The organism is Pseudomonas sp. B21-053, assembly GCF_026016365.1.
Taxonomy (GTDB): domain Bacteria; phylum Pseudomonadota; class Gammaproteobacteria; order Pseudomonadales; family Pseudomonadaceae; genus Aquipseudomonas; species Aquipseudomonas nunensis.
In genome coordinates, this window is sequence record NZ_CP087205.1 from 4,501,486 (window position 1) to 4,521,411 (window position 19,926).

At 57.7% G+C, this 19,926-nt stretch carries 21 protein-coding genes and 1 pseudogene; 11 read left to right on the forward strand and 11 right to left on the reverse strand.

The window, feature by feature from the left end; all coding sequences use genetic code 11:
- The first annotated feature begins 162 nt into the window (after positions 1-162).
- The 3 genes from LOY68_RS20135 (at position 163) to LOY68_RS20145 (ending at position 5,264) form a co-directional block, all read left to right on the forward strand.
- Positions 163-783 carry a hypothetical protein gene (locus LOY68_RS20135; protein ID WP_265039410.1) on the forward strand — a complete coding sequence of 207 codons (621 nt, stop codon included), beginning with the start codon at positions 163-165 and terminating at the stop codon, positions 781-783.
- Positions 784-1,236: 453 nt separating this feature from the next.
- Positions 1,237-2,256: a substrate-binding domain-containing protein gene (locus tag LOY68_RS20140; protein ID WP_265045813.1), complete on the forward strand. Its 1,020-nt coding sequence runs from the start codon at positions 1,237-1,239 to the stop codon at positions 2,254-2,256.
- Positions 2,244-5,264, forward strand: coding sequence for an EAL domain-containing protein (locus LOY68_RS20145; protein ID WP_265039412.1), 3,021 nt, complete (start codon positions 2,244-2,246; stop codon positions 5,262-5,264). Before LOY68_RS20140 ends, LOY68_RS20145 begins: the two co-directional genes overlap by 13 nt.
- A gap of 191 nt (positions 5,265-5,455) precedes the next feature.
- On the opposite strand, the gene LOY68_RS20150 is transcribed toward LOY68_RS20145, so the two are convergent.
- The 4 genes from LOY68_RS20150 to mqo form a co-directional block, all read right to left on the reverse strand.
- Positions 5,456-5,899: a hypothetical protein gene (locus tag LOY68_RS20150; RefSeq protein ID WP_163913899.1), complete on the reverse strand. Its 444-nt coding sequence runs from the start codon at positions 5,897-5,899 to the stop codon at positions 5,456-5,458.
- A 443-nt stretch (positions 5,900-6,342) separates the two neighbouring features.
- Positions 6,343-6,822, reverse strand: coding sequence for an NUDIX hydrolase (locus tag LOY68_RS20155; RefSeq protein WP_265039413.1), 480 nt, complete (start codon positions 6,820-6,822; stop codon positions 6,343-6,345).
- Positions 6,823-6,866: 44 nt separating this feature from the next.
- Complete coding sequence (locus tag LOY68_RS20160) at positions 6,867-7,409, reverse strand: adenylate kinase (protein WP_265045814.1); 543 nt, start codon at positions 7,407-7,409, stop codon at positions 6,867-6,869.
- A 253-nt stretch (positions 7,410-7,662) separates the two neighbouring features.
- Complete coding sequence (mqo, locus tag LOY68_RS20165; RefSeq protein ID WP_265039415.1) at positions 7,663-9,333, reverse strand: malate dehydrogenase (quinone); 1,671 nt, start codon at positions 9,331-9,333, stop codon at positions 7,663-7,665.
- 604 nt (positions 9,334-9,937) lie between these two features.
- Between mqo and LOY68_RS20170 the strand changes: the two genes are divergently transcribed.
- Positions 9,938-10,399, forward strand: coding sequence for a lysozyme inhibitor LprI family protein (locus tag LOY68_RS20170; protein WP_265039417.1), 462 nt, complete (start codon positions 9,938-9,940; stop codon positions 10,397-10,399).
- A 150-nt stretch (positions 10,400-10,549) separates the two neighbouring features.
- Here the strand turns inward: LOY68_RS20170 and LOY68_RS20175 are convergent, their stop codons facing one another.
- The 3 genes from LOY68_RS20175 to LOY68_RS20185 are packed head-to-tail and all read right to left on the reverse strand — an operon-like array spanning position 10,550 to position 11,934.
- A complete protein-coding gene (locus LOY68_RS20175) occupies positions 10,550-11,215 on the reverse strand; it encodes a DUF72 domain-containing protein (RefSeq protein ID WP_265045815.1) in 666 nt (221 codons plus the stop codon).
- Between the two features lie 53 nt (positions 11,216-11,268).
- The gene (locus LOY68_RS20180; RefSeq protein WP_265039419.1) at positions 11,269-11,700 is read right to left on the reverse strand and encodes a DNA methylase; all 432 of its coding nucleotides are present in this window, start codon (positions 11,698-11,700) and stop codon (positions 11,269-11,271) included.
- Between the two features lie 12 nt (positions 11,701-11,712).
- On the reverse strand, positions 11,713-11,934 hold the full coding sequence (locus LOY68_RS20185) for a hypothetical protein (RefSeq protein WP_054614179.1): 222 nt from the start codon (positions 11,932-11,934) through the stop codon (positions 11,713-11,715).
- 182 nt (positions 11,935-12,116) lie between these two features.
- Here LOY68_RS20185 and LOY68_RS20190 point away from each other — a divergent pair, with 182 nt between their 5' ends.
- Entirely contained in the window at positions 12,117-12,548 is a 432-nt protein-coding gene (locus LOY68_RS20190) for a nuclear transport factor 2 family protein (protein WP_163913887.1), read from the forward strand.
- Between the two features lie 136 nt (positions 12,549-12,684).
- On the opposite strand, the gene LOY68_RS20195 is transcribed toward LOY68_RS20190, so the two are convergent.
- The 3 genes and pseudogenes from LOY68_RS20195 to LOY68_RS32330 all read right to left on the reverse strand — a co-directional run.
- The gene (locus LOY68_RS20195) at positions 12,685-13,350 is read right to left on the reverse strand and encodes a polysaccharide lyase family 7 protein (RefSeq protein WP_054055232.1); all 666 of its coding nucleotides are present in this window, start codon (positions 13,348-13,350) and stop codon (positions 12,685-12,687) included.
- A 67-nt stretch (positions 13,351-13,417) separates the two neighbouring features.
- The gene (locus LOY68_RS32325; protein WP_413787203.1) at positions 13,418-14,281 is read right to left on the reverse strand and encodes a methyl-accepting chemotaxis protein; all 864 of its coding nucleotides are present in this window, start codon (positions 14,279-14,281) and stop codon (positions 13,418-13,420) included.
- Positions 14,276-15,031: pseudogene (locus LOY68_RS32330) on the reverse strand (MCP four helix bundle domain-containing protein); the annotation flags it as partial. The gene LOY68_RS32325 and the pseudogene LOY68_RS32330, both read right to left, overlap by 6 nt.
- A 223-nt stretch (positions 15,032-15,254) precedes the next feature.
- Here LOY68_RS32330 and LOY68_RS20205 point away from each other — a divergent pair.
- The 4 genes from LOY68_RS20205 (at position 15,255) to LOY68_RS20220 (ending at position 17,382) form a co-directional block, all read left to right on the forward strand.
- Positions 15,255-15,569, forward strand: a complete 315-nt coding sequence (locus LOY68_RS20205) for a DUF2388 domain-containing protein (protein ID WP_054055228.1) — start codon at positions 15,255-15,257, stop codon at positions 15,567-15,569.
- Between the two features lie 112 nt (positions 15,570-15,681).
- A complete protein-coding gene (locus LOY68_RS20210; RefSeq protein ID WP_054055226.1) occupies positions 15,682-16,083 on the forward strand; it encodes a hypothetical protein in 402 nt (133 codons plus the stop codon).
- Between the two features lie 221 nt (positions 16,084-16,304).
- Positions 16,305-16,583, forward strand: a complete 279-nt coding sequence (locus LOY68_RS20215; protein WP_265039426.1) for a DUF3303 domain-containing protein — start codon at positions 16,305-16,307, stop codon at positions 16,581-16,583.
- 124 nt (positions 16,584-16,707) lie between these two features.
- Positions 16,708-17,382: a DUF3313 domain-containing protein gene (locus tag LOY68_RS20220; RefSeq protein WP_265039428.1), complete on the forward strand. Its 675-nt coding sequence runs from the start codon at positions 16,708-16,710 to the stop codon at positions 17,380-17,382.
- Positions 17,383-17,606: 224 nt separating this feature from the next.
- Here the strand turns inward: LOY68_RS20220 and LOY68_RS20225 are convergent, their stop codons facing one another.
- On the reverse strand, positions 17,607-18,341 hold the full coding sequence (locus tag LOY68_RS20225; protein WP_265039430.1) for a tellurite resistance TerB family protein: 735 nt from the start codon (positions 18,339-18,341) through the stop codon (positions 17,607-17,609).
- A gap of 176 nt (positions 18,342-18,517) precedes the next feature.
- Between LOY68_RS20225 and LOY68_RS20230 the strand changes: the two genes are divergently transcribed.
- Positions 18,518-18,883, forward strand: a complete 366-nt coding sequence (locus LOY68_RS20230) for a VOC family protein (protein ID WP_265039432.1) — start codon at positions 18,518-18,520, stop codon at positions 18,881-18,883.
- Positions 18,884-19,201: 318 nt separating this feature from the next.
- The gene (gene pcsA / locus LOY68_RS20235) at positions 19,202-19,924 is read left to right on the forward strand and encodes a phosphatidylcholine synthase (RefSeq protein WP_054055209.1); all 723 of its coding nucleotides are present in this window, start codon (positions 19,202-19,204) and stop codon (positions 19,922-19,924) included.
- Positions 19,925-19,926: the final 2 nt, after the last annotated feature.

The window sequence follows — 19,926 nt, forward strand, 5'->3', positions numbered from 1 at the left end:
CTGATCAGGCGCGGGAGTCGCCGACTTCAAATATCGAGCGACCAATGAGAGCAAAATCCCGGCCACAAAAAAGCCCATTGACCGTCACCGGCAGCTTCACCAAGCTTGATGATTTGCACGCGTTGGCCGGTTTGCCAAAGGCGCCAGGATCAAGGACAGCGAATGAGCATTTTCAAACGTATCAAATCCTTCGTCAGGCGTAGCCCGGACGAACAAATCGTCGGTTATTCCCTTTCCGAGTTGAAGTCAGTTTTCACTCAGCCTTTGCCTCCCCCTGCCCGGCCGTTACCTGACTGTTCGCAAGTGGTGTCTTTGGCAAATCTCGACATCCCAGCCTACTACTGTGTTTTTTTAATCACGGACGCTGACGTTGCTGGACTTGAGGCGCTTGTCGAATCGGATTTCAGTTTCGTCGCCGAAAAGCCATTCAACGGCCTGTCCGTAAAACACTATTCAAATACTCGAAAAGACGAGCACTTGATCTACTTCAAATCGAACTCGGAATTTAACGCCACGACGATTCGTATGGTGACGAATAGCATCGATTTTCTGAACAGTCTTCAGGGAATGAGGTTAGCCGTTCCACCGCCGTGGATAGCGTTTGAGGGTTATGAGCCCTCCTGGTGGGGCGGCGCTATGCATGGTGCCCAGGGGTATTACAACGATAGTTACTTTCTGCCCTTTTTCACTCGGTTGAGTCGCTCGGAAAGACAGCAGTACTACGCAAAATTCAACGCCTCGGATGCGTGGATCGAGAGCCTGGAGCTGATGTACGCCGATTAATGAGCGCGCCCCGACTGTTTTCAGGCGAGTGCTCGGCCTCTCACGTCCTTTTTTGCCTGGTGCTCGTGCAAAGTCGCAAGCCTTGTAAAACAATTCAATGTAGTCAACGATGCAGTTGGCCCTCGTCCCTTGTTTTGTGCCATGGACCCTGCCCCATGTCCTGAATCTTCAGGACTAAAGTTCGCGCACTTGCCCACAGAGACCTGAAGACAGCAGAACCGACTATTCTTTTGAATAGAGAACGCTGCTTTCTTGGCAAAAAGGGACGCCATGCCGGACTATGATTGCGCTATCGGCTCTAGACCCAGCATCACATACGGTGATCGAACCAATCTGATCAAGGCCTGGCTACGCTGGATGGCTTCAATTCCGGCTTTCTGTCTGTTCACGGCAGCGCCCGGATACGCCCAGAACCTGCCAATCGCAGCGCGGGTCGAAAACGCCACGGTTACGGTGATCCAGGCACAGGAAATCGTCGCCAGGGCCACCCTCGAAGCCGTTCGCTGGAGCGGTCCTGAATCCGGCCCGCAAGCCCTGCGAGGCAAGAGCATCGCGTTTGTCGCAGAAGATTTGCGTAATGGCGGCATTGTCGGTGTCGCGCAGGGCGCTCGCGAGGCAGCCAAGGCGATGGGCTGGACGCTGAAGATATTCGATGGCGCGGGATCATCGGCCGGGCGCGCCAAGGCCTTTTCCGATGCCCTGGCAGCGAAACCCGACGGCCTTATCCTGTGCGGTTCCGATGCGCTTGAGAACAATGCGGCGCTGATACGATTCGCCAAAAATGATGTGCCGGTGGTTGGCTGGCACGCCGGGGCACGACCCGGGCCGATTGATGGTACGCCGGTGGCCATGAACGTCACGACCGACCCGCTCGAAGTGGCGCGCCTCACCGCCATGGCAGCAGTCGCGCAGTCAAACGGACTTGCCGGCGTGGTCATCCTGACCGATTCCAAATACAGCATCGCCATGGCGAAAGCCAAGGCCATGGAAAATGTTATTCGGGCCTGTCGGGAATGTACGTTGCTGGAAGTGCGCGATGTCGCGATCTCCGAAAGCAGCGAGAAAATGCCGGCGATCACCAAGGAGCTGCTGCAGCGCTATGGCAAGCGCTGGACTCACACGCTGGCCATCAACGATATCTATTTCGACTACTCGATTGCCTCTTTGACCAACGCCGCAATACCCAGTGACGGCATCAGTCTGTTGTCTGCCGGTGATGGCAGCGCTTCGGCTTTTTTGCGCATACAGGCGAAAACCTACCAGACCGTCACCGTCGCCGAGCCGCTCAACCTGCATGGCTGGCAAGTGATGGATGAATTGAATCGGCTGTTTGCAGGTCAGCCGGTGAGCGGTTTCGTCGCGCCGATTCACCTGGTCAATGCCGACAATATCGCCTTCGACGGCGGGAAGAAATTCCAGTACGACCCAGACAATGGCTATCGAGACATCTATCGCCACCAGTGGAATCCCTGACATTGGACGTTACTTCCCGACTCGTACGCTGGCTTTTGCCACAATCGCTTCGCGCGCAGTTCACACTGGCGTTTCTGACGCTGGCGCTGCTGATCCTGGCGGGCGGTGCAACGGCGGTCTACGCGTTGCGCACTTCCAACAACGCCACCCGTCAGCTAACCGATGAACGACTGGTCCGCATGCAAAATGGGCAAGACATGCTGCAGCGCACCTTGCTGATCGAACGCCAGACCGATCAGCTTTTGACAACCCGTTCCCCCGACGCCCTGCATTCAAGCTATGCGGCGACCGTTGAACAGCTTGAAGCCCTTGACCAACTGGTGCAGCAACTGACTGCCGCGAACAGTGGCGTGGCGATACTGGACATGTATCAGTCGAGTCAGATGTTCCGCAATACCGCCAACATCGTTGCGCAACTGCGGGAAAGCCTGCTGCAAACAGAGGTCACCTTCGAGCAATCCGTGGAGGATCACACCGCCCGGTTAACCGCGGCCCAGACGCGGGCCAGCCTGGAGCTGGCGGTGTTGCTTTTCGATCTGCCGCAGGCTGTCGACAGTGATGACGTGCAACGGCTGCGAATCCGATATGAGCGCTTGGCACGCACTGCAGGCCAGTTACCTGACGCGGATCTGGAGAGGCCCGACCTCTTCACCCTTCGCCTGAATCTCATCAATCAGCAAAACGTCATACAACGCTTCAATGAGGAACTGAAGAATGAGGCCGGGGTTCTGGTCGCGGTGGCCCGTGCGCAATCCAGTGCTTACACCGAGGACTATCGCGAAGCCGTGCAGCGCCTGGTTGAGGCCTCAAATCATAGCCAGCAATGGGTGCTGATCATGTTGGGCGCCAGCCTGGTGTTCGCCTGGTTCGTGACCCGGGTTTTCATGGGCCGTCATGTGCTCATGCGCTTGAATGAAATCAGCCGGCAATTGCGTCAGGAGCACACGGACGAAACGCATTTGATGATGGCGGTACACGGGAAGGACGAGATCGGCAACATGGCTCGCGCGGTGAATCAATTCCTTCAAGACCGCCTTCAGCTGGAAAAAAGAACCGTCCAATTGAGCATCGCCACAAAACGGCTCGCCGTGCAAAACGGTCGATTAGAACAAGAAGCCATTATCCGCGCCGGACAAGGACATGTCCTGGAGCTGATCGCCAGGAGCACCGAGCTAGCAGAAGTCCTCGACAGCCTGGCTCATTTGGTCGAATCCCAACTGGAAGGGATGATGGTGTCCATCCTGGTGCTGGATGAGGATGGCAAGCACCTTCTGCACGGGGCGGCGCCCAGTTTGCCGCAGGCCTATAACCAACTCATCGACGGGATTGCGATCGGTCCGAAGGTCGGTTCATGCGGCACTGCGGTCTATCGACGCGAACCGGTCATCGTCACGGACATCGAGCTGGATCCGCTGTGGGAGGAGTACCGTTCAGTCGCGGCGTCCTATGGATTTCGCGCCTGCTGGTCGACACCGATTCTGTCCCACGAGCGAAATGTCTTGGGTACGTTTGCCTTGTATTCCAACACCGTGCGCAGCCCTCACTCGAGCGAAACGCGTCTGATCAACATGGCGACACCGCTTGCCGGCATCGCCATAGAACGTCAGTTGACCGAAAAGCGTATTCGCTACATGGGCGACCATGACGCACTGACCGGACTGCCTAATCGCACGCTGCTTGAAGACCGCCTCAAGCAGGCAATTCTTTACGCTCAGCGCTACAACCGCCTGGTGACGGTGGTGTTTCTCGATCTGGATAAATTCAAATTGGTGAATGACAGCCTCGGGCACAGTGCTGGCGACGAACTGCTGAAAACCGTCGCCCAGCGCATGCTGGAGTGCGTACGCCGCACCGACACCGTCGTGCGCCTGGGCGGCGACGAGTTTGTGATCATCCTGTTCGACCAGCCCTCGGACATCGATGGCGTGACTCCCGCCCTGCACAAAATCCAGGAAGCCATACTGCGGCCGATTCAAATCAGCGGCCATACACTCCACGTCACCTGCAGCATGGGCTTGGCCACCTACCCTGCCGACGGCAACGATACCGACACGTTACTCAGCAACGCGGACGCGGCCATGTACCGCGCTAAGGAACTGGGGCGCAACAGTTACCAGTTCTATACGAGCGAGATGAACAACAAGGTTCAAGGCAAGCTCGCCATGCAGGACGGGCTTCGAAACGCACTCAACCATAACGAGTTCCTGCTGCTGTACCAGCCGCAGGTGGATTTGCAGTCAGGTCAGATTATCGGCGTAGAGGCATTGATCCGCTGGCAGCACCCCGAACTCGGAATGGTCTCTCCAATCAAATTCATTCCGCAGGCCGAAGAGACCGGGTTGATCGTGCCCATCGGCGACTGGGTGATTCATGCCGCGTGCAGGCAGAATAAGGCCTGGCAGAATGCGGGCTGCCCGCCGATCACCATGTCGGTGAATATTTCCGCACGCCAGTTCATCGAAAGAAACCTGATCGACCGGGTGAGGCATGCCCTGCAAGAAACCGGACTGGACCCGAAGTACCTTGAGCTGGAGCTGACCGAAAGCCTGATCATGCAAGACCTTCAGCAAGCCATCAGCAAAATGAAAGAACTGCAATCCATGGGCATCAGTCTCTCGATCGACGACTTCGGAACCGGCTACTCCAGCCTCGCCGCCTTGAAAAGCTTCCCGATCGCGAGACTCAAGATCGACCAGTCTTTCGTACGCGATCTGCCCGACAACGAGAACGACAAAGCCATCGCCACCGCAGTGATCTCGTTGGGGCACAAACTGAACCTCAAGGTCATTGCCGAAGGTGTCGAAACCGAGGAGCAGCAAACCTTCCTGCGTGAAAACGGCTGCGATGAAATTCAGGGCCACTTTTTCAGCAGAGCGGTCAGCGCAGAGGACATCAGTCTGTTACTGCGTACGCCACGGTTGCCTCAATCGAGTCGGATTGTGGGCCCTGGCGCGGTAAGTCGGGAGCGCGATGTGAAACGCCCAGGCGGTCCGATGGCTGGGCGTTGATTGCGGTTGGCTTGTCTATTTTGATTTGGTTGTTTGAAGAAAAATCGCGTTAAGACAGCTCAGATTTATGGGTGAACCGGACGACTAGGTCGCTCGCTCGCCTATTGATCGGTTAATAGTTGGGGACATAACGCGACTTGGGGTGACGGGCAGAAACCGGCCAATAGGGGACAGTCATCCGAAACACCCAGTCAGCGCCCTTCGGACTCACACTGGGCGCGCAAACCACGATCATTGATCCCATTGCAATCGCTGCTGCGGCCGCTCTGCTTAGCACCGCAATAGGCTCGCTGGTCCCTATCATTGATGCTATTGCAAGAACCACCTCCCACCTCTCCGCTGCACTGCGCACGCAAGTCCATATTATTGATGCCATTGCAATCGCTGCCGCGGCCGCTCTGCCTGGCACCGCAATAGGCTCGCTGGTCCCTATCATTGATGCTATTGCAAGAACCACCTCCCACCTGTCCGCTGCACTGCGCACGCAAGTCCATATTATTGATGCCATTGCAATCGCTGCTGCGACCACTCTGCTTGGCACTGCAATAGGCTCGCTGGTCAAGATCATTGATGCTGTTGCAACCGGCAAACGCGTAACCGCTGAACATCAACAACATCGCAAGAATCAGTTTCATTTCACACTTCCTTGGGCTTGCCAGGAAACAGCCTGGCGCTGGGTGATCCTGTTTCAATAAACATCAAGGCACGCTATCAAATTGACATCATTTGAAGAAAAAGTTCCGGAAGCGGATTGAGGGTTTCTGCAGATCAGCAGAACGTCGTCCTGATTTCAAAATCACTCGATTACGACATGCCATGGAAACGCTGATTGTCCTGTTTAGCGGGTTTGGCTACTGAGTTCCGCTCCCCCTACAAATTCTACCCGGTGCTCGAATTGCTTCGAGCGTCCGCTTGGGGTCGATACCGGCCCTTCGTAACACGCATCTATCGGCAATAAGCATTCACTCGCTATTGAAAAGTCTCTCTCACTCGCCAGCCGATGCAACAGGCGAGTGATGACAGATTTCCTTCCAAATAGATGGCACTCACCGTCATCGCGAAAGCGGTAGCGAGGCTCTCAAGTATCAGCATGCTGCCGTTTGCCAGCAGGCATAGTCATGCGTTTGTCATGAGCCAATACATAACCCTGCGCTGCCAGCAGGGTAGTCAGGTACCGTAATGCTCGGCGGAAGACCGGATGACAATCGGCATACGGCAAGTCATCGAGCGGAGCCCAAAAAAAACTGAAGGCATGGCCATGGTCATCTTGCGTTTGGTGAGTCCATTGTTCCGGCAACGGTGCTTGCGTATCACACAGTTGAAATGACCATATCTGATTGAGTTGCTCAGCGTCCCAACAGCCTAGATCGCTGACGACCGAGGCGGCGTCTATTCCGGACTCCTCACTCAACTCACGCAACGCGGCTTGGGCAGGTGTTTCACCTGCCTCGATTGTCCCTTTGACGAGTTGTACGCCTGCTAGAGGATGTCGGAACAAAAGTGTGTGCGTGCCAGGAATACTGGACAGGACGAGGGGGCAAGCCTTGTTCGGCGACATGGCGACTTCCTTATCGGCAGTGAAGCAAACATCCCGGTTTCGAACTATTGCGATACTTGCGACACCACATGAATGACATCCGCCGCCATCTTTTCAGCACTGTTCATCCCGTCAATCCGTAACACCGGAGCGGTTTGCCTTGACAACCACGCCTCATGCCACGCTCGGTTGCGTCCTGAAAAGTTCGGATTGTCGTACTGCGAGGCCCACTCCCGGAAGGCCACGTGTATCTCGTGCATGTCACCACCGGGGGCTATCCGGTCTCCAAAGCGCTGTTTTTCACGTTCGGCCAGCCGTTCGAGGCGAACGGGCGTTGCTGTTACAACGAACACGATCAGATCGGCATCGCTAATCAGCGCATCTCCCCAACCAATAGCAGAACCGGTCAGCACCCAGTTTTCGTCACCGAGTTTTTGCTGCATCAGTGACACGCGTTCACTGACAGGTCGCTTGGTCGTAAAAGGAGGGTTCGTGGGCATCCAGAAAAAATCATCGACATCGACATGTCGTATGTCGAGCAGACTTGCGAGGTTTTGACCCAACGTGGTCACGCCCGCACACGAAGCACCTGTAATGTAAATCCGCAATTTTTCCTCCATGAATGCAAGTCGGTTTCGAGGCGAGCAAGATAGCCGAAAGTCGCCTGAGGCTCACTTTTTTCTGGGCTGTAAATGACCGTTTCTGAGCGATTAGCACCCGTTCGGGTAGCTTGCAAGCTCCCTCGCCACAGGGTACGTGTCGACTTCAAATATCGAGTGCCCCATGAGAGCCAAATTCCAGACACAAAAAAGCCCACTGACCGTCACCGGTTCAGTGGGCTTTTTCCGATAAGGCTTTTAGTTACAGAGCCATATCACTTGCAGCGTTAGCCTTCGGAGCCTTGCCAGCATCAGCAGGAGCCGGAGCCGGAGCCGGAGCCGGAGCAGCAGCCGGAGCGGTCAACTGCGGGATCGCCGGTGGCGGAGTCAGCTGCAACACTTTTGCAGTGTAAGCCCACTCCTCAGCCACTTTGGCTGGATCGTTGTTCAGTTGAGTGCCATAGCTCGGCACGATCTGATGCAACTTTTCCTGCCAGGCCGGGGAAGCAACCTGATCCTTGAAGACCTTTTGCAGCACGCTCAGCATGATCGGCGCAGCGGTCGATGCACCTGGGGAGGCGCCCAGCAGGCCAGCGATCGAACCGTCAGCCGACGCTACGATTTCGGTACCCAACTTCAGCACGCCACCGGCAGCTTCATCACGCTTGATGATTTGCACGCGTTGGCCGGCTTGCCACAGGCGCCAGTCTTCGGCTTTGGCGTTCGGGAAGTATTCTTTCAGGGCGTTCATGCGGTCTTCGTCGGACAGCATGAGTTGGCCAGCAAGGTACTCAACCAGTGGGTATTCCTTGATGCCGACTTTGGTCATCGGCCAGATGTTGTGGGTGGTGGTGCTGGTCAGCAGGTCCAGGTACGAGCCTTCTTTCAGGAACTTGGTGCTGAAGGTCGCGAATGGGCCAAACAGGATGACGCGCTTGCCGTCCAGGACACGGGTGTCGAGGTGCGGAACCGACATTGGCGGTGCGCCAACGGAAGCTTTGCCGTAAGCCTTGGCCAGGTGTTGCTCGGCGATGGTCGGGTTTTCGGTCACGAGGAACGAGCCGCCAACCGGGAAGCCTGCGTATTCCTTGGCTTCAGGAATGCCGGACTTCTGCAGCAGGTGCAGTGCACCGCCGCCCGCGCCGATGAACACGAACTTGGCGTCGGTTTCGGTTTTGGTGCCGTCTTTCAGGTTTTTGTAGCTGACGCGCCAGGTGCCGTCTTCGTTCTTGGTGATGTCTTGCACTTCGCTAGACAGTTTCAAGTCGAACTTCGGTGTGGCTTGCAGGTGCGCAACGAACTGGCGGGTGATTTCGCCGAAGTTCACGTCGGTGCCGATCGGGGTCCAGGTGGCCGCGATTTTCTGGTTCGGGTCGCGCCCTTCCATCATCAGCGGAACCCACTTCTTGATCACAGCCGGGTCTTCGGAGTACTGCATGCCGGCGAACAGCGGGCTCGCTTGCAGGGCTTCGTAGCGCTTTTTCAGGAACTTGATGTTGTCATCGCCCCACACGAAGCTCATGTGCGGTGTGGAGTTGATGAACGAACGCGGGTTCTTCAGGACGCCTTGCTGAACCTGCCACGACCAGAACTGGCGGGAGATCTGGAAAGCTTCGTTGATTTCAACGGCTTTCGGGATCGACACTTTGCCGTTCTCGTCTTCCGGGGTGTAGTTCAGCTCAGCCAGGGCGGAGTGACCAGTACCGGCGTTGTTCCAGCCGTTGGAGCTTTCCTGGGCGACGCCGTCGAGGCGCTCGACCATTTCCATGGACCAGTCCGGTTGCAACTCATTGAGCCACACACCCAGGGTCGCGCTCATGATGCCGCCGCCAATCAGCAGCACATCGACTTTCTTTGCCTCTTCCGCGTGAACGGACGTGATCCCCATCGACAAAGCCAGCCCCAGCAGGGCCGTGTTGAGTTTCTTAAGCATCTGTAGCACCTATGATAAAACGCCATCCGCCCTTCCCTCCCAACGCCAGGGCCCTTGGTTCACGGCATGCAGGCAGCATGTCGCGGGTTCCCGTACATCAGGATTGGAGGGTGGGCACACAAGGCCGACGTGTCTCCATCGACCTCAGTTTATATGTCCCTACTGAACTGACTTTTTATCATTATTGGCTTCAGCTACTTGAGCGACATTGATCCTGTTTGCACGTCTCGAGGACGTGCGAACTGAATGGTCAAAGCAAGTTGGGGCGAAGAATATCACGACATGGCAAACCCGCGCGTCTGTTCACGACTTGGTGGTCCGGGTTTGGGGCTGAGGGCTGTTGGATTTGCGGTGTCTGGGCGGGCCTCTTCGCGAGCAAGCCCGCTCCCACAGGGGAGTTGTGTACACAGCAGATTTCAGGTGGGTCTGGGTTGGCGCCTTCGCGAGCAGGCTCGCTCCTACATGGGAATGCGATCAACTGTGGGAGCGGGCTTGCTCGCGAAGGGGCCAGCACAAGCATCCAGAAACCTTGAGTTCAGCCTCTCGCCAAGCCTCGCACCAGAACGTTAAAGTGGCGCCCTCCTACACCTGAGAACGATGAACCATGGATGGACTTCTCCCCCTGGACACCCACGCTGAGCGAATTACGATTGCCCGTAACAGACAACATCCCCTATACCGCTCATTTATTCTCGTACCAGCCTTGTTGCTCGCGCTCAGCACAACCACACAAGCCAGCAGCACCTGCGCCACTGCCGCCACGGAAGGCCAGATGTTCGATTGTCTGCAGCGACAGCTCAAAGCCTCAGACCACGCATTGAATACGGCCTACAAAACCTTAACTGCGCGGTACAAAGACAATGGCTCTGCTCCGAACCAACCCTCTCAGGATTTGATGCTGAAAAAGGCTCAACTGGCCTGGATTGCCTTAAGAGATGCCAGTTGCGACTTCGAGACGTATGAATCGATTGGCGGCAGTGGCTTTGGCACGATCCATACGGCCTGCCTGCTGGAGCAGACGCAAAAGCGGGTCGAGTACTTGAATGGGTTTGTTGGTTCGCCTTGAATAAATGGTGTCTTGGCGGCCGCCATCGCGAGCAAGCTCGCTCCCACAGGGGATTTGTGGGTGTCGCTGATTTCAGGTGCTCCCACATTGGAATGCGATCACGGTGGGAGCGAGCCTGCTCGCGAAGAGGCCAGCAAAAGCACCCTCAAACTAAGGCCCTGAAAGCGCCCGCAAACTCAGCGCATTCCCCAACGCAAACCCGCTCGCGGTGTTATCGAAGATGCACCAGGTCTCGGCCCCCGCTTGCGCCGACAGTTGAATCTTCTCCGACAGCGCCTGCAATCGCCCCATATCGTAGTCACTGTAATAAATCCGCGGCGATCCATGCAGCCGCCAATAACGCACCCCGGACCATCCGCCTGGCGTGGTGCCACCAGTGATCGTCGATGGATCGGCCGCGACCCGCCCGATCCGGTGCTCGATCAGTAAACCGCTAGCCGCGCGCCAGGTTTCATGGCGAGGCTCCAGCACGGCGGATCCGAGATAACGTTGGCGCAGAATGTGGAAAAACTCGGCGGCCAGCGCTGAGTCATAGGCCAGCGAGGGCGGCAATTGAATCAACAGACAGCCCAACTTGTCCCCCAATTGCAGGCATTGGGACAGGAAATCGTCGAGCAGCGCTTCGCAGCTCTGCAAGCGCTGAACATGGGTGATGAGCTTGGGCATCTTCACCGAAAAGCGAAACGCTGCCGGCACTGATTGCGCCCAGCGAAGATAGGTCTGGGGCTGATGCGGGCGATAGAATGAGCTGTTGATTTCCACCGCCGTCAGTTGCGCCGCATAGCGTTGCAAGTGCGTGCCGGAGTCGGGAAACATCGCCGCATATTCCCGTGGCACGCTCCAGCCGGCGGTGCCGATGTAGAGCGGTTTCAATAGAGCACCGCCGCCGCATCGCGCATAAAGATTTCGATGGTTTTCGGCCCGACGCCTTCAAACTCGCCGAGGCGTTTTTCGAAGGCCTGGCGGTCTTCACTGGCGCTGTGGATATGGCCGATTTTGCCGGCATACTCCTCGCCGAGCTTTTTGCCCAGACTGCGTAAACGTTCGGCGGTGGTTTCGTCGTAACGCACGTAATGCGCTTCACCGAGCATCATCACCAACTCACGATGGGTACACGCCGCCAATTTGCGCGCGGTGTCGCGCGTGTGTTTTTCAACGATCACGCGATAAGCCTGCGCGGCGATGTCTGCCTGGATGCGCTTGCCCATCAAAAAACTCGCCACAAACCATTTGAACAAGGCGCTTTCATCAGCGCTTTTCAGGTCAATGCCCAGATCCCGGGCACTAATCGATTTGCTCATGGCTCACCCCTCCTAGGTTCCACCACCGACGCCTTGAATCGAATTGGCAAAGGCAACCCCTGCCTCGCGCACCAGCACGCGCCACTCGGCGGCGTTGATCAACCCGGTGCGTTCCATCTCATCGGCGGCTTTCAGCAGTTCGTCGTAGTGCTCTTCGCTGTCCATGCGGATTTCGGGGTGTCGCAGCAGTTTGTACCAGGTGGCCAAGGCTTCCCGTTTCGCTTCATCGTTCATGGTCAGGCTTCCTCGGGTTGTTTCCCCTTGGAAGCACCGAGCTGAAGGCCCGTTCCTCGCGCCCGACAAATGGCGATAAGACCCCGAAACACGCTATGCCTTAACCGCAAAATATCTGCTAAGTTGTACGACGACTGACAAATCAATCAGTCTCGACCACCCACAACAACAAGGAAACACCCATGCAAAAAGCCAAATTAGTGATCGGTTTTCTGTGCCTGTTCAGCGGCTATGTAGCCGCCGCCCCTGCAACCGCCGAGAAAGACGTGGCCCAAGCGGTCGATCACCTGACCCAAGCCATGTTGCACAAGGACATTCCTGAACTGCAAAAGCTCACGGCCGAGAAGCTGAGCTACGGGCATTCCAGCGGCAAGGTTCAGGACAAGAAAGAATTTATTGCCGACATCGAGACCGGCAAAAGCGCATTCAAGACCCTTGAGATGCAGAAGCAGACCATCACCCTGCTGGGCGATACGGCGCTGGTGCGCAACCACTTTTCGGCGCAGGCGCTGAAAGGCACGGAAGTGGTGCCGACCGAAATCGAGAACTTTCAGATTTGGCAGAAACAGGGTGGCAAGTGGCTGCTGATTGGGCGTCAGGCTTTCCGTATCTGACTGTTGGGATAATGGTTGTCTGATCTGTCGCCTTCGCGAGCAGGATCGCTCCCACAGGGGATTTGTGCACGCCACAGATTTAATGTGGGAGCGAGCCTGCTCGCGAAGAGGCATTCACAGACACCTCATTCGTCCCTCAGGGCCGGGTATGCGCCACATCCAGCTGACTGAACGTCACCTGCCCTCCTTCATTTTTATAGCCCGCATTGTCCAGCGCATACACCCCGGCCTTGAAGTACAGCTGCTTGTTCTTCCAGCTCGAACTGATTTGCTTGCCCCAGCTATACCCCTGGGAACTGACATTCAGATAACCGGCCGAACTGAAGCGAACTTCGTAAGAGAATGGCTTGCCCAGCGCAATGTCCCGGGCAATCACGATGGTGATGTCTTCACTGCCCGGCTTCAGCCGATAGTTGGCAATCACGTTGCCTTTCTTCGTGGCTGCGTCGTACTGGTATTCGACTTTCAGCAGCGGGCCTTTGGCTTGGTAGATATGGATTTGCCCAATCACGATCCTGCCCGTCGAAGGTACTTGATTGACCTTCAACACGGCTTTGAGTCGGTGATCGGCTTCGGGATAAGTCCAGTTGCGCAACGTCCCGTCGCTCAGGGTTTCGCGCAGTTCGCTGCGGGGGAATTCGGACTTTGAGGTGCTGGAGCCGGTAACCGGCGCCCAGAAAAAAAGGTTATCGCCGGAGCGAAAATATGAATCGGTGTAGCCATCCACCAATCGCGGCGTATCGATGACTTTGGCAGGCGTCCCGACAGGGATCGTCAGGTTCCAGGTGGCCAGATCAATCATTACAACTCTCCTTTGGGGGCGACCGGACCGTACAGCACTTAAGCCCGATGGCCCACAAGGAAAGTGCTTAAAGCCTGAAGCGATCCACCGACTGCGACAACTGCCCCGCCAGCGACGACAACTCATCCGTGGTCGACGCCGTGCGCCCGATCACCTTGCTGTTGTCTTCGGACATACCGGCAATCATTTCCACCTGATGGGCGATTTCGTTGCTGGCCAGGCTCTGTTCACCGATGGTGCGGCTGATGTCGTTGACCAGTTGCGTGGTGTTCAGCGTGGCTTCGAGAATTTCACGAATGGCGCGCTCGACGTCGGCGGTCACCGCCATGCCTTTGTCGACCTGGGCCACGCCGGCCTCCATGCTGGTCACGGCCTCGCGGGTGCTTTGCTGGATGCGCGCGACCATCGCGGCGATTTCCTGGGTTGAGGCGCTGGTGCGCCCCGCCAGGCTGCGAACTTCGTCGGCCACCACGGCAAAACCACGGCCCTGCTCACCGGCGCGCGCGGCCTCGATCGCCGCGTTGAGCGCCAGCAAGTTGGTCTGATCGGCGATGCCCTTGATCACCTGGATGATGCTGAAAATCCCTTCGGACTCCTTGTCCAGCGTGCGAATCACTTGGGCCGACTGTTGCGCCGAGCGCGCAATGCCATCCATGTCTTTAACCACCTGATGGATCACCCGGCCGCCATCCTTGGCCAGTTCTTCAGCCTGGTTGGCCATGTTCAGCGCACGATCGGCGTGGCGGGTAATTTCTTCGATGCTGGCGGTCATTTCGCTGGCAGCGGCGGCCATGGTGCTGGCGGCGACGCTTTGCTGCTGGCTGCTGCCGGCGACTTCGTGGCAGCCGTTGCTCAGTTGCTGGCTCATGCCGCTGACGCCATGGGCGTTACTGCGCACTACTTCGATCATGCCGCGCAGATCGCGTTGCATGGTCGCCAGGGTGCGGATCAACGTACTGGCTTCGTCGTGGCCGGTCGGCTCGATGATCGTTTCGCTGAGGTTGCCGTGGGCGATGCTGTCAGCGATGCGGCTGGCCGAGCGCAACGGCCCGAGGATGCTCAGGATCACCCAGCGGCCCTGGGCCAGTAGCAGCAACAGGCTGGCGACGAGGACGCTGCCGAGTGCAATGTCGGCGCGACTGATCGCTTGCTGAGTGGCTTGGCTGGCCTGTTGGGTGTTGGTTTCGATCAGCTCGCTCAGCGCCGACATATCGCCTTCCAGCTGCGTGAACACGGTGTTGAACGAGCCCAACTGCTGCTGCGCCGCGTCCGGATTTTCCAGCGCCAGCCCAACGATGCGTTCGGCGGTGCTGATGTAGGTGTCGAGGCTCGGCTTGACCTTGTTCAGGCCCGCCATGATGGTGTCGTTGACCGGCAGCTTGAGGTTCTCCCCGACCACCTCGCGAAAACGCGCCGCATGTTCCTCGATGGAACTGCGCACCTCAGCCTTGGTGCTGGTGCTTTTACCCAGCCCGACCAGCATCGCCGACAACACGTCGGAGCGCAGTGCGTCGTGCATCATGTCGGCTTCAAGGTGATTACGCAGCGCCGCCGTGCTGACCTCGCTGTCGTTGACGGCCCGGGCCATCTGAGCGTTTCCCACATAACCGACCAGGCTCATGATCAACGCAGTGAGCAGGCCAGTCCCCATCAAGAGAAGTAAACGCAGTTTTATGGACACTTGTAGTTCCCCTGGTGGACGTAGCGAAAGGCAGCTCTGAAGAGGTTATCGACCCCATCCTGTGGTTATTTAAGCCTATTTCCATCCGAGCGTCGGTTTAAGACCAGCGGCGTACCCGCCCATTTCGGCGGTTATGCGCGCAGCATTGAACTCCTGAGCCTCGCCGCACCTCCTAAGTAATGTGTTACTTCCTTTTCGCTTTACGCTGTTGGAGGACGACGCCATGCGCCGCATGCTACTCATTACTTCTCTGATATTGTGCCTGCCCATCGGGTCAGCCCTGGCCGTAAGCGGCAAGGATGTCGCGACCTCGGCAGGGGTTTCCGCTTCGCTGTATTCCACCTTCAAAGATCACAAAATGGTGATTCCGGCCCGGGATGACGTGTCTGCATTTGTCGCCAGTAACGGCGCGATTCGCGGGGTCTACATGGAGGCGGTGTTGCAGCAGATCCGCCAGGACAACCCTGGACTCAACGCCACCGACGAAGAACTGGCCAACGCTATTCTTGCTCAGTACGAAGGGCCAGCGGCTCACTAAACACCTACGTTTATCCGCGTGAATAACAGGGGCAGGCTTGAATGGATGCCTGCCCTTGGGCCGCGCGCAAACGCTATGGGCAAAACCGCTCATGGGCCTCTATGATTGGCCCATGACGACCTCGGCCCCGATCCGCTCTCCCTGCCCTCCCGGCGCCTGCATCTGCGGGCGTGACCCGTTGCTGGAAACACCCGGCGCGGACGTGCGCATCCTGTTCCTGACCCGCCAGGAAGAAAAACGCCTGCTGGATCGCCTGGAAAACCTGCAAAGCCTCGCCGATCTCGAACGCCTGCAAGTGCGGATGTTTGATCAATTGGGTATTCGCCTGGAACTGGTGCCGAGCTTCAACGAAGTACGCACCATGCGCGGTATCGGCATTCAGATCGAGGAACTGCCCGGCCTGTGCCGTAAGACCCGCGCCGCCATCCCCGCCGCGATTCGCCGCAGCCTGGAAAAGCGTCCGGAGATCGCCTACGAGCTGCTTAACGCCAATGACTTGTTGCGTGATGCATGATTGTTTCACCTGCGTATCACTGGCCTGGATATTCGCTTAAAACCCAACGAAACAGAATCAGCGGTCGTACGCCGGGGGCGTGTCGCTGCTATGCCTGATCGTGGGAGCAATGGTTTGTAGCCAGCCTGGACGGCCCTGCAAACACGTGCGTGAACCCGGCCCCGGCGCCAGCCAGGCGCGCAATCCGCAAACAGGTGCCAGTCCGTGACAGGAGGTGGCAGATGTTATTCATCGTCAGTTGGACCATCAGTCCGCAAAGCCGAAACGCCGCAATCGAACGCTTCCTCAAGACCGGAGGCGCCCCGCCCACAGGTGTCAAAATGCTCGGGCGCTGGCATGCGATCGGCGCTTCCAGCGGTTTTGGCATCGCCGACGCCAGTGACCCGGTCGCCATCCAGACATGGGTGCTGGAATGGAATGACCTGATGAACATGGAAGTCCACGCGGCGCTGACCGACGAGCAAATGGCGCCGCTGTTGGCGGCGGTCGGCAAGCACTAGTCATCGGGGCGGCGAACGTTGCTCGCCGCCCCGATGTATCAACCCTTCTCGCCCCGATGCTCCGGCATTTTTGAACTACCGTTATCAAAAAAATAACGATTACCCCCACGGAGCATCCACCACCATGAACCTGTCCCGAAACGTGTTGATCGGCGCCACACTGGCCAGCCTGCTGCTGGGCGGTTGTACTTCGAAAGTCACCGAGCGGGAGCAGTACTCCGGCTTCCTGCCCAACTACAACAACCTCCAGGAAGTGACCACCCCCAGCGGCGAGAAAGCCATGCGCTGGGTCAGCCCGTCATGGAACCCCGACGCCTACGACACCGTGGCTTTCATGAAGCTGGAGCTGTATCCGAAGCCAAAGCCTAACGAACGGGTCGACCAGCGCACTCTGGAAGAATTGCAGACCTACATGACCAACAGCGCCAAAGGTGTGCTCGGCCAGAAATACCGCGTCGTGCCGAGCGCCAAAAAAGCTCCAGCGGGCTCGAAAACCTTGGTCGTGCGGGCCGCGATCACTGGTGTCACCGCGTCCAACGAGGGCATGCAATGGTATGAAGTGGTGCCGGTCGCGGCCGTGGTTGGCGGCGTCAGCGCAGCGTCCGGCCATCGTAGCCAGGACACTACGCTGTTCCTTGAAGCAGAACTGGTGGATGCCAGCAACAACCAGATCATGGCCAAAGTGGTGCGCAAGGTGTTTGGTGAACAGCTGAAGAACTCGAGCGAGAAGATCACTACCAACGACTTCAAAGCGGCGATCAGCAAATTGACGGAGGATTTGCAGGCGTTTATTCGCTAGATCGCGCTTCCACCGTAGGAGCTGCCGAAGGCTGCGATCTTTTGATCTTGCTTTGATCTGTTCGATGTCAAAGCCGCCGAAGATCAAAAGATCGCAGCCTTCGGCAGCTCCTACAGGGGATCATCGTCGAACACAAAACCCGCATCCACTGCAGATCCCCTGTGGGAGCGGGCTTGCTCGCGAAGGCGGCCAGATAGTCAACGCATCACTCAAGTCATGCGCGCCTAAGCCACCCCACCCTTGGCCTGCTGCTCCAGGTGCACCTGCAACTGCGGATCAATATTCAGCGCAGCCGCCAGTTCATCCAGGTAATTGCGCTCGGCGTCTTGCTGATCGTCCACCACCATCACGCTGGCCAGGTACATTTCCGCAGCGATGGCCGGGTCGGTGGCGGACTTCGCCACATCGGCGGGGTCCAGCGGGCGGGCGACTTCTTCGTCGAGCCATTGCTGCAATTGCGGGTCATCGGTGTGGCGGCCGATTTCGGTGCTGATCATCTGTTTCTCGCTGTCATCGATCCGGCCGTCAGCCTTGGCAGCGGCAATCAAGGCGCGCAGCACCGCGTGGCTGTGGTCTTCGACTTCCGGGCCGGACAGCAAATCCACGGTGCGAGGGGCTTGTTGCGGGGCCGAGGCCTGGTTGCGTTGCCAGGCTTGATAGGCCTGGAATGCCATCATCCCGAGGGAGGCCAGCGCCGCATAGTTGGTGCCGCCGGAGGATCGAGTCCTGGTCGAGCCGCCCAGCGCAGAGCCGCCGCCCAGCAAGCCACCGAGCAAACCACCCAACCCGCCACCGCCGGCACTAGAACCGGCGCCACCGCCCAACAGGCCGCCGAGCAATCCGCCTAAACCGCCTAAACCGCCCAAGCCTCCCTGCGATGGCGAAGCGCCGCCGCCCTGTTGCGTCATCGAGCCCTGGCCGGCCCGCAGAAGTTGTTCGAGTAAATCGCTAGTGTTCATGTGGACGTCCTCATCAATAGACGCTGTTCAATAAGCTTGACGCAGTCAGGCAACAATAGCCCCCGCCGGCAATTGCGCCAGCACCGTTTGGCCGACGTGAACGGCTGCAACACGCTCCTGACAGAAACTGACAGTGCCTGCTTTTATGCTGCACCGACTTACCACGGAGCAGTCCCATGATCACGCCTCGCTATCTGTTGCTTTTCGTCGAAAATCCCGCCGTCAGCGCCCGGTTCTATGAATTCCTGCTGGGACTGAAACCCGTGGAAGAATCCCCGACGTTCGCGCTGTTTGTACTGGAAGACGGCTATAAACTGGGCCTCTGGTCGCGGCACACCGCTGAACCGGCGGTGGGAATGACCGGCGGTGGCATGGAGCTGGCGTTTCCGGTGGAGTCCGCCGAACAGGTGGACGCGCTGTTCAACCAATGGTCGAGCCTGGGCTTGAGCATTCTGCAAACACCCACGGAGCTGGATTTCGGCCGCACGTTCGTCGCGCTTGACCCGGATGAGCATCGGCTGCGAGTGTTCTTTCCCCGCTGAGCAATTCCTGGCACTGCACATCCCCTGTGGGAGCGAGCTTGCTCGCGATAGCGGATTGACAGGCAGTACACGTGTTGAATGCACGACCGTCATCGCGAGCAAGCTCGCTCCCACAAGGATTCGGGCGCCTGAAGACCTGAATACAGTCACCAGCCATGCAAATTTCTCCGAAGTATTTTTTTCCGGGGCAGCTAAGATTCATAGATGGTGAACCTTAACCCCGGTTTCCCGGTCGATACCTGCAACCCGACCCGGTTTGCCGACGCCCCCAATAGAAGGGTGCTGACTGGCCTGCTTCACATTTTGGAGAACGCTCCCGTGATATCGACCCTACACATCGCCAGGCTCAAAGCATGGGGCGCCCATGGTTTTACTGCCACTGGCGTGGTCACTGCCTTCCTGGCCACCCTCGCGCTGCTGGAGAATCAGGCCACTCATTGCTTGCTGTGGCTGGGCGTGGCCCTGATCGTCGATGGACTGGACGGTGCATTGGCGCGCAAGGTCAATGTGCAATCGGTGCTGCCGAGCTTCGACGGTTCGATCCTCGATCTGGTCATCGATTACCTGACCTACGTGTTCATCCCGGCGCTGTTCATCTACCGCTACATTCCGTTGCCGGACTACACGCTGCTGCTGACCGTGTCGCTGATCCTGGTCTCGTCGCTGTTCTGCTTCTGCAACGTCAACATGAAAAGCAAGGACAACTATTTCCAGGGCTTCCCCGCTGCCTGGAACGTCGTCGCGCTGTGCCTGTACATCATTAGCCCGTCGCCGTGGATCACGCTGCTGACCGTGATTGGCCTGGCGCTGCTGACCGTGACCCGGATGAAATTCCTTCACCCGTTCCGCGTGCGCAAGTTCATGCCGATCAATATTGCCGTGACCGCCATCTGGCTGCTGTGCAGCTTGTCGCTGGTGGTCAACCACCCGGTGATCAACCCAATGGTGATGGGGCTTTGGTTGCTGATGTCCGCCTACTTCCTGGGCATCTGCATCTGGCGCACGGCAATGGAATGGTTTGACGGCTCGCGACACAAGTAAAC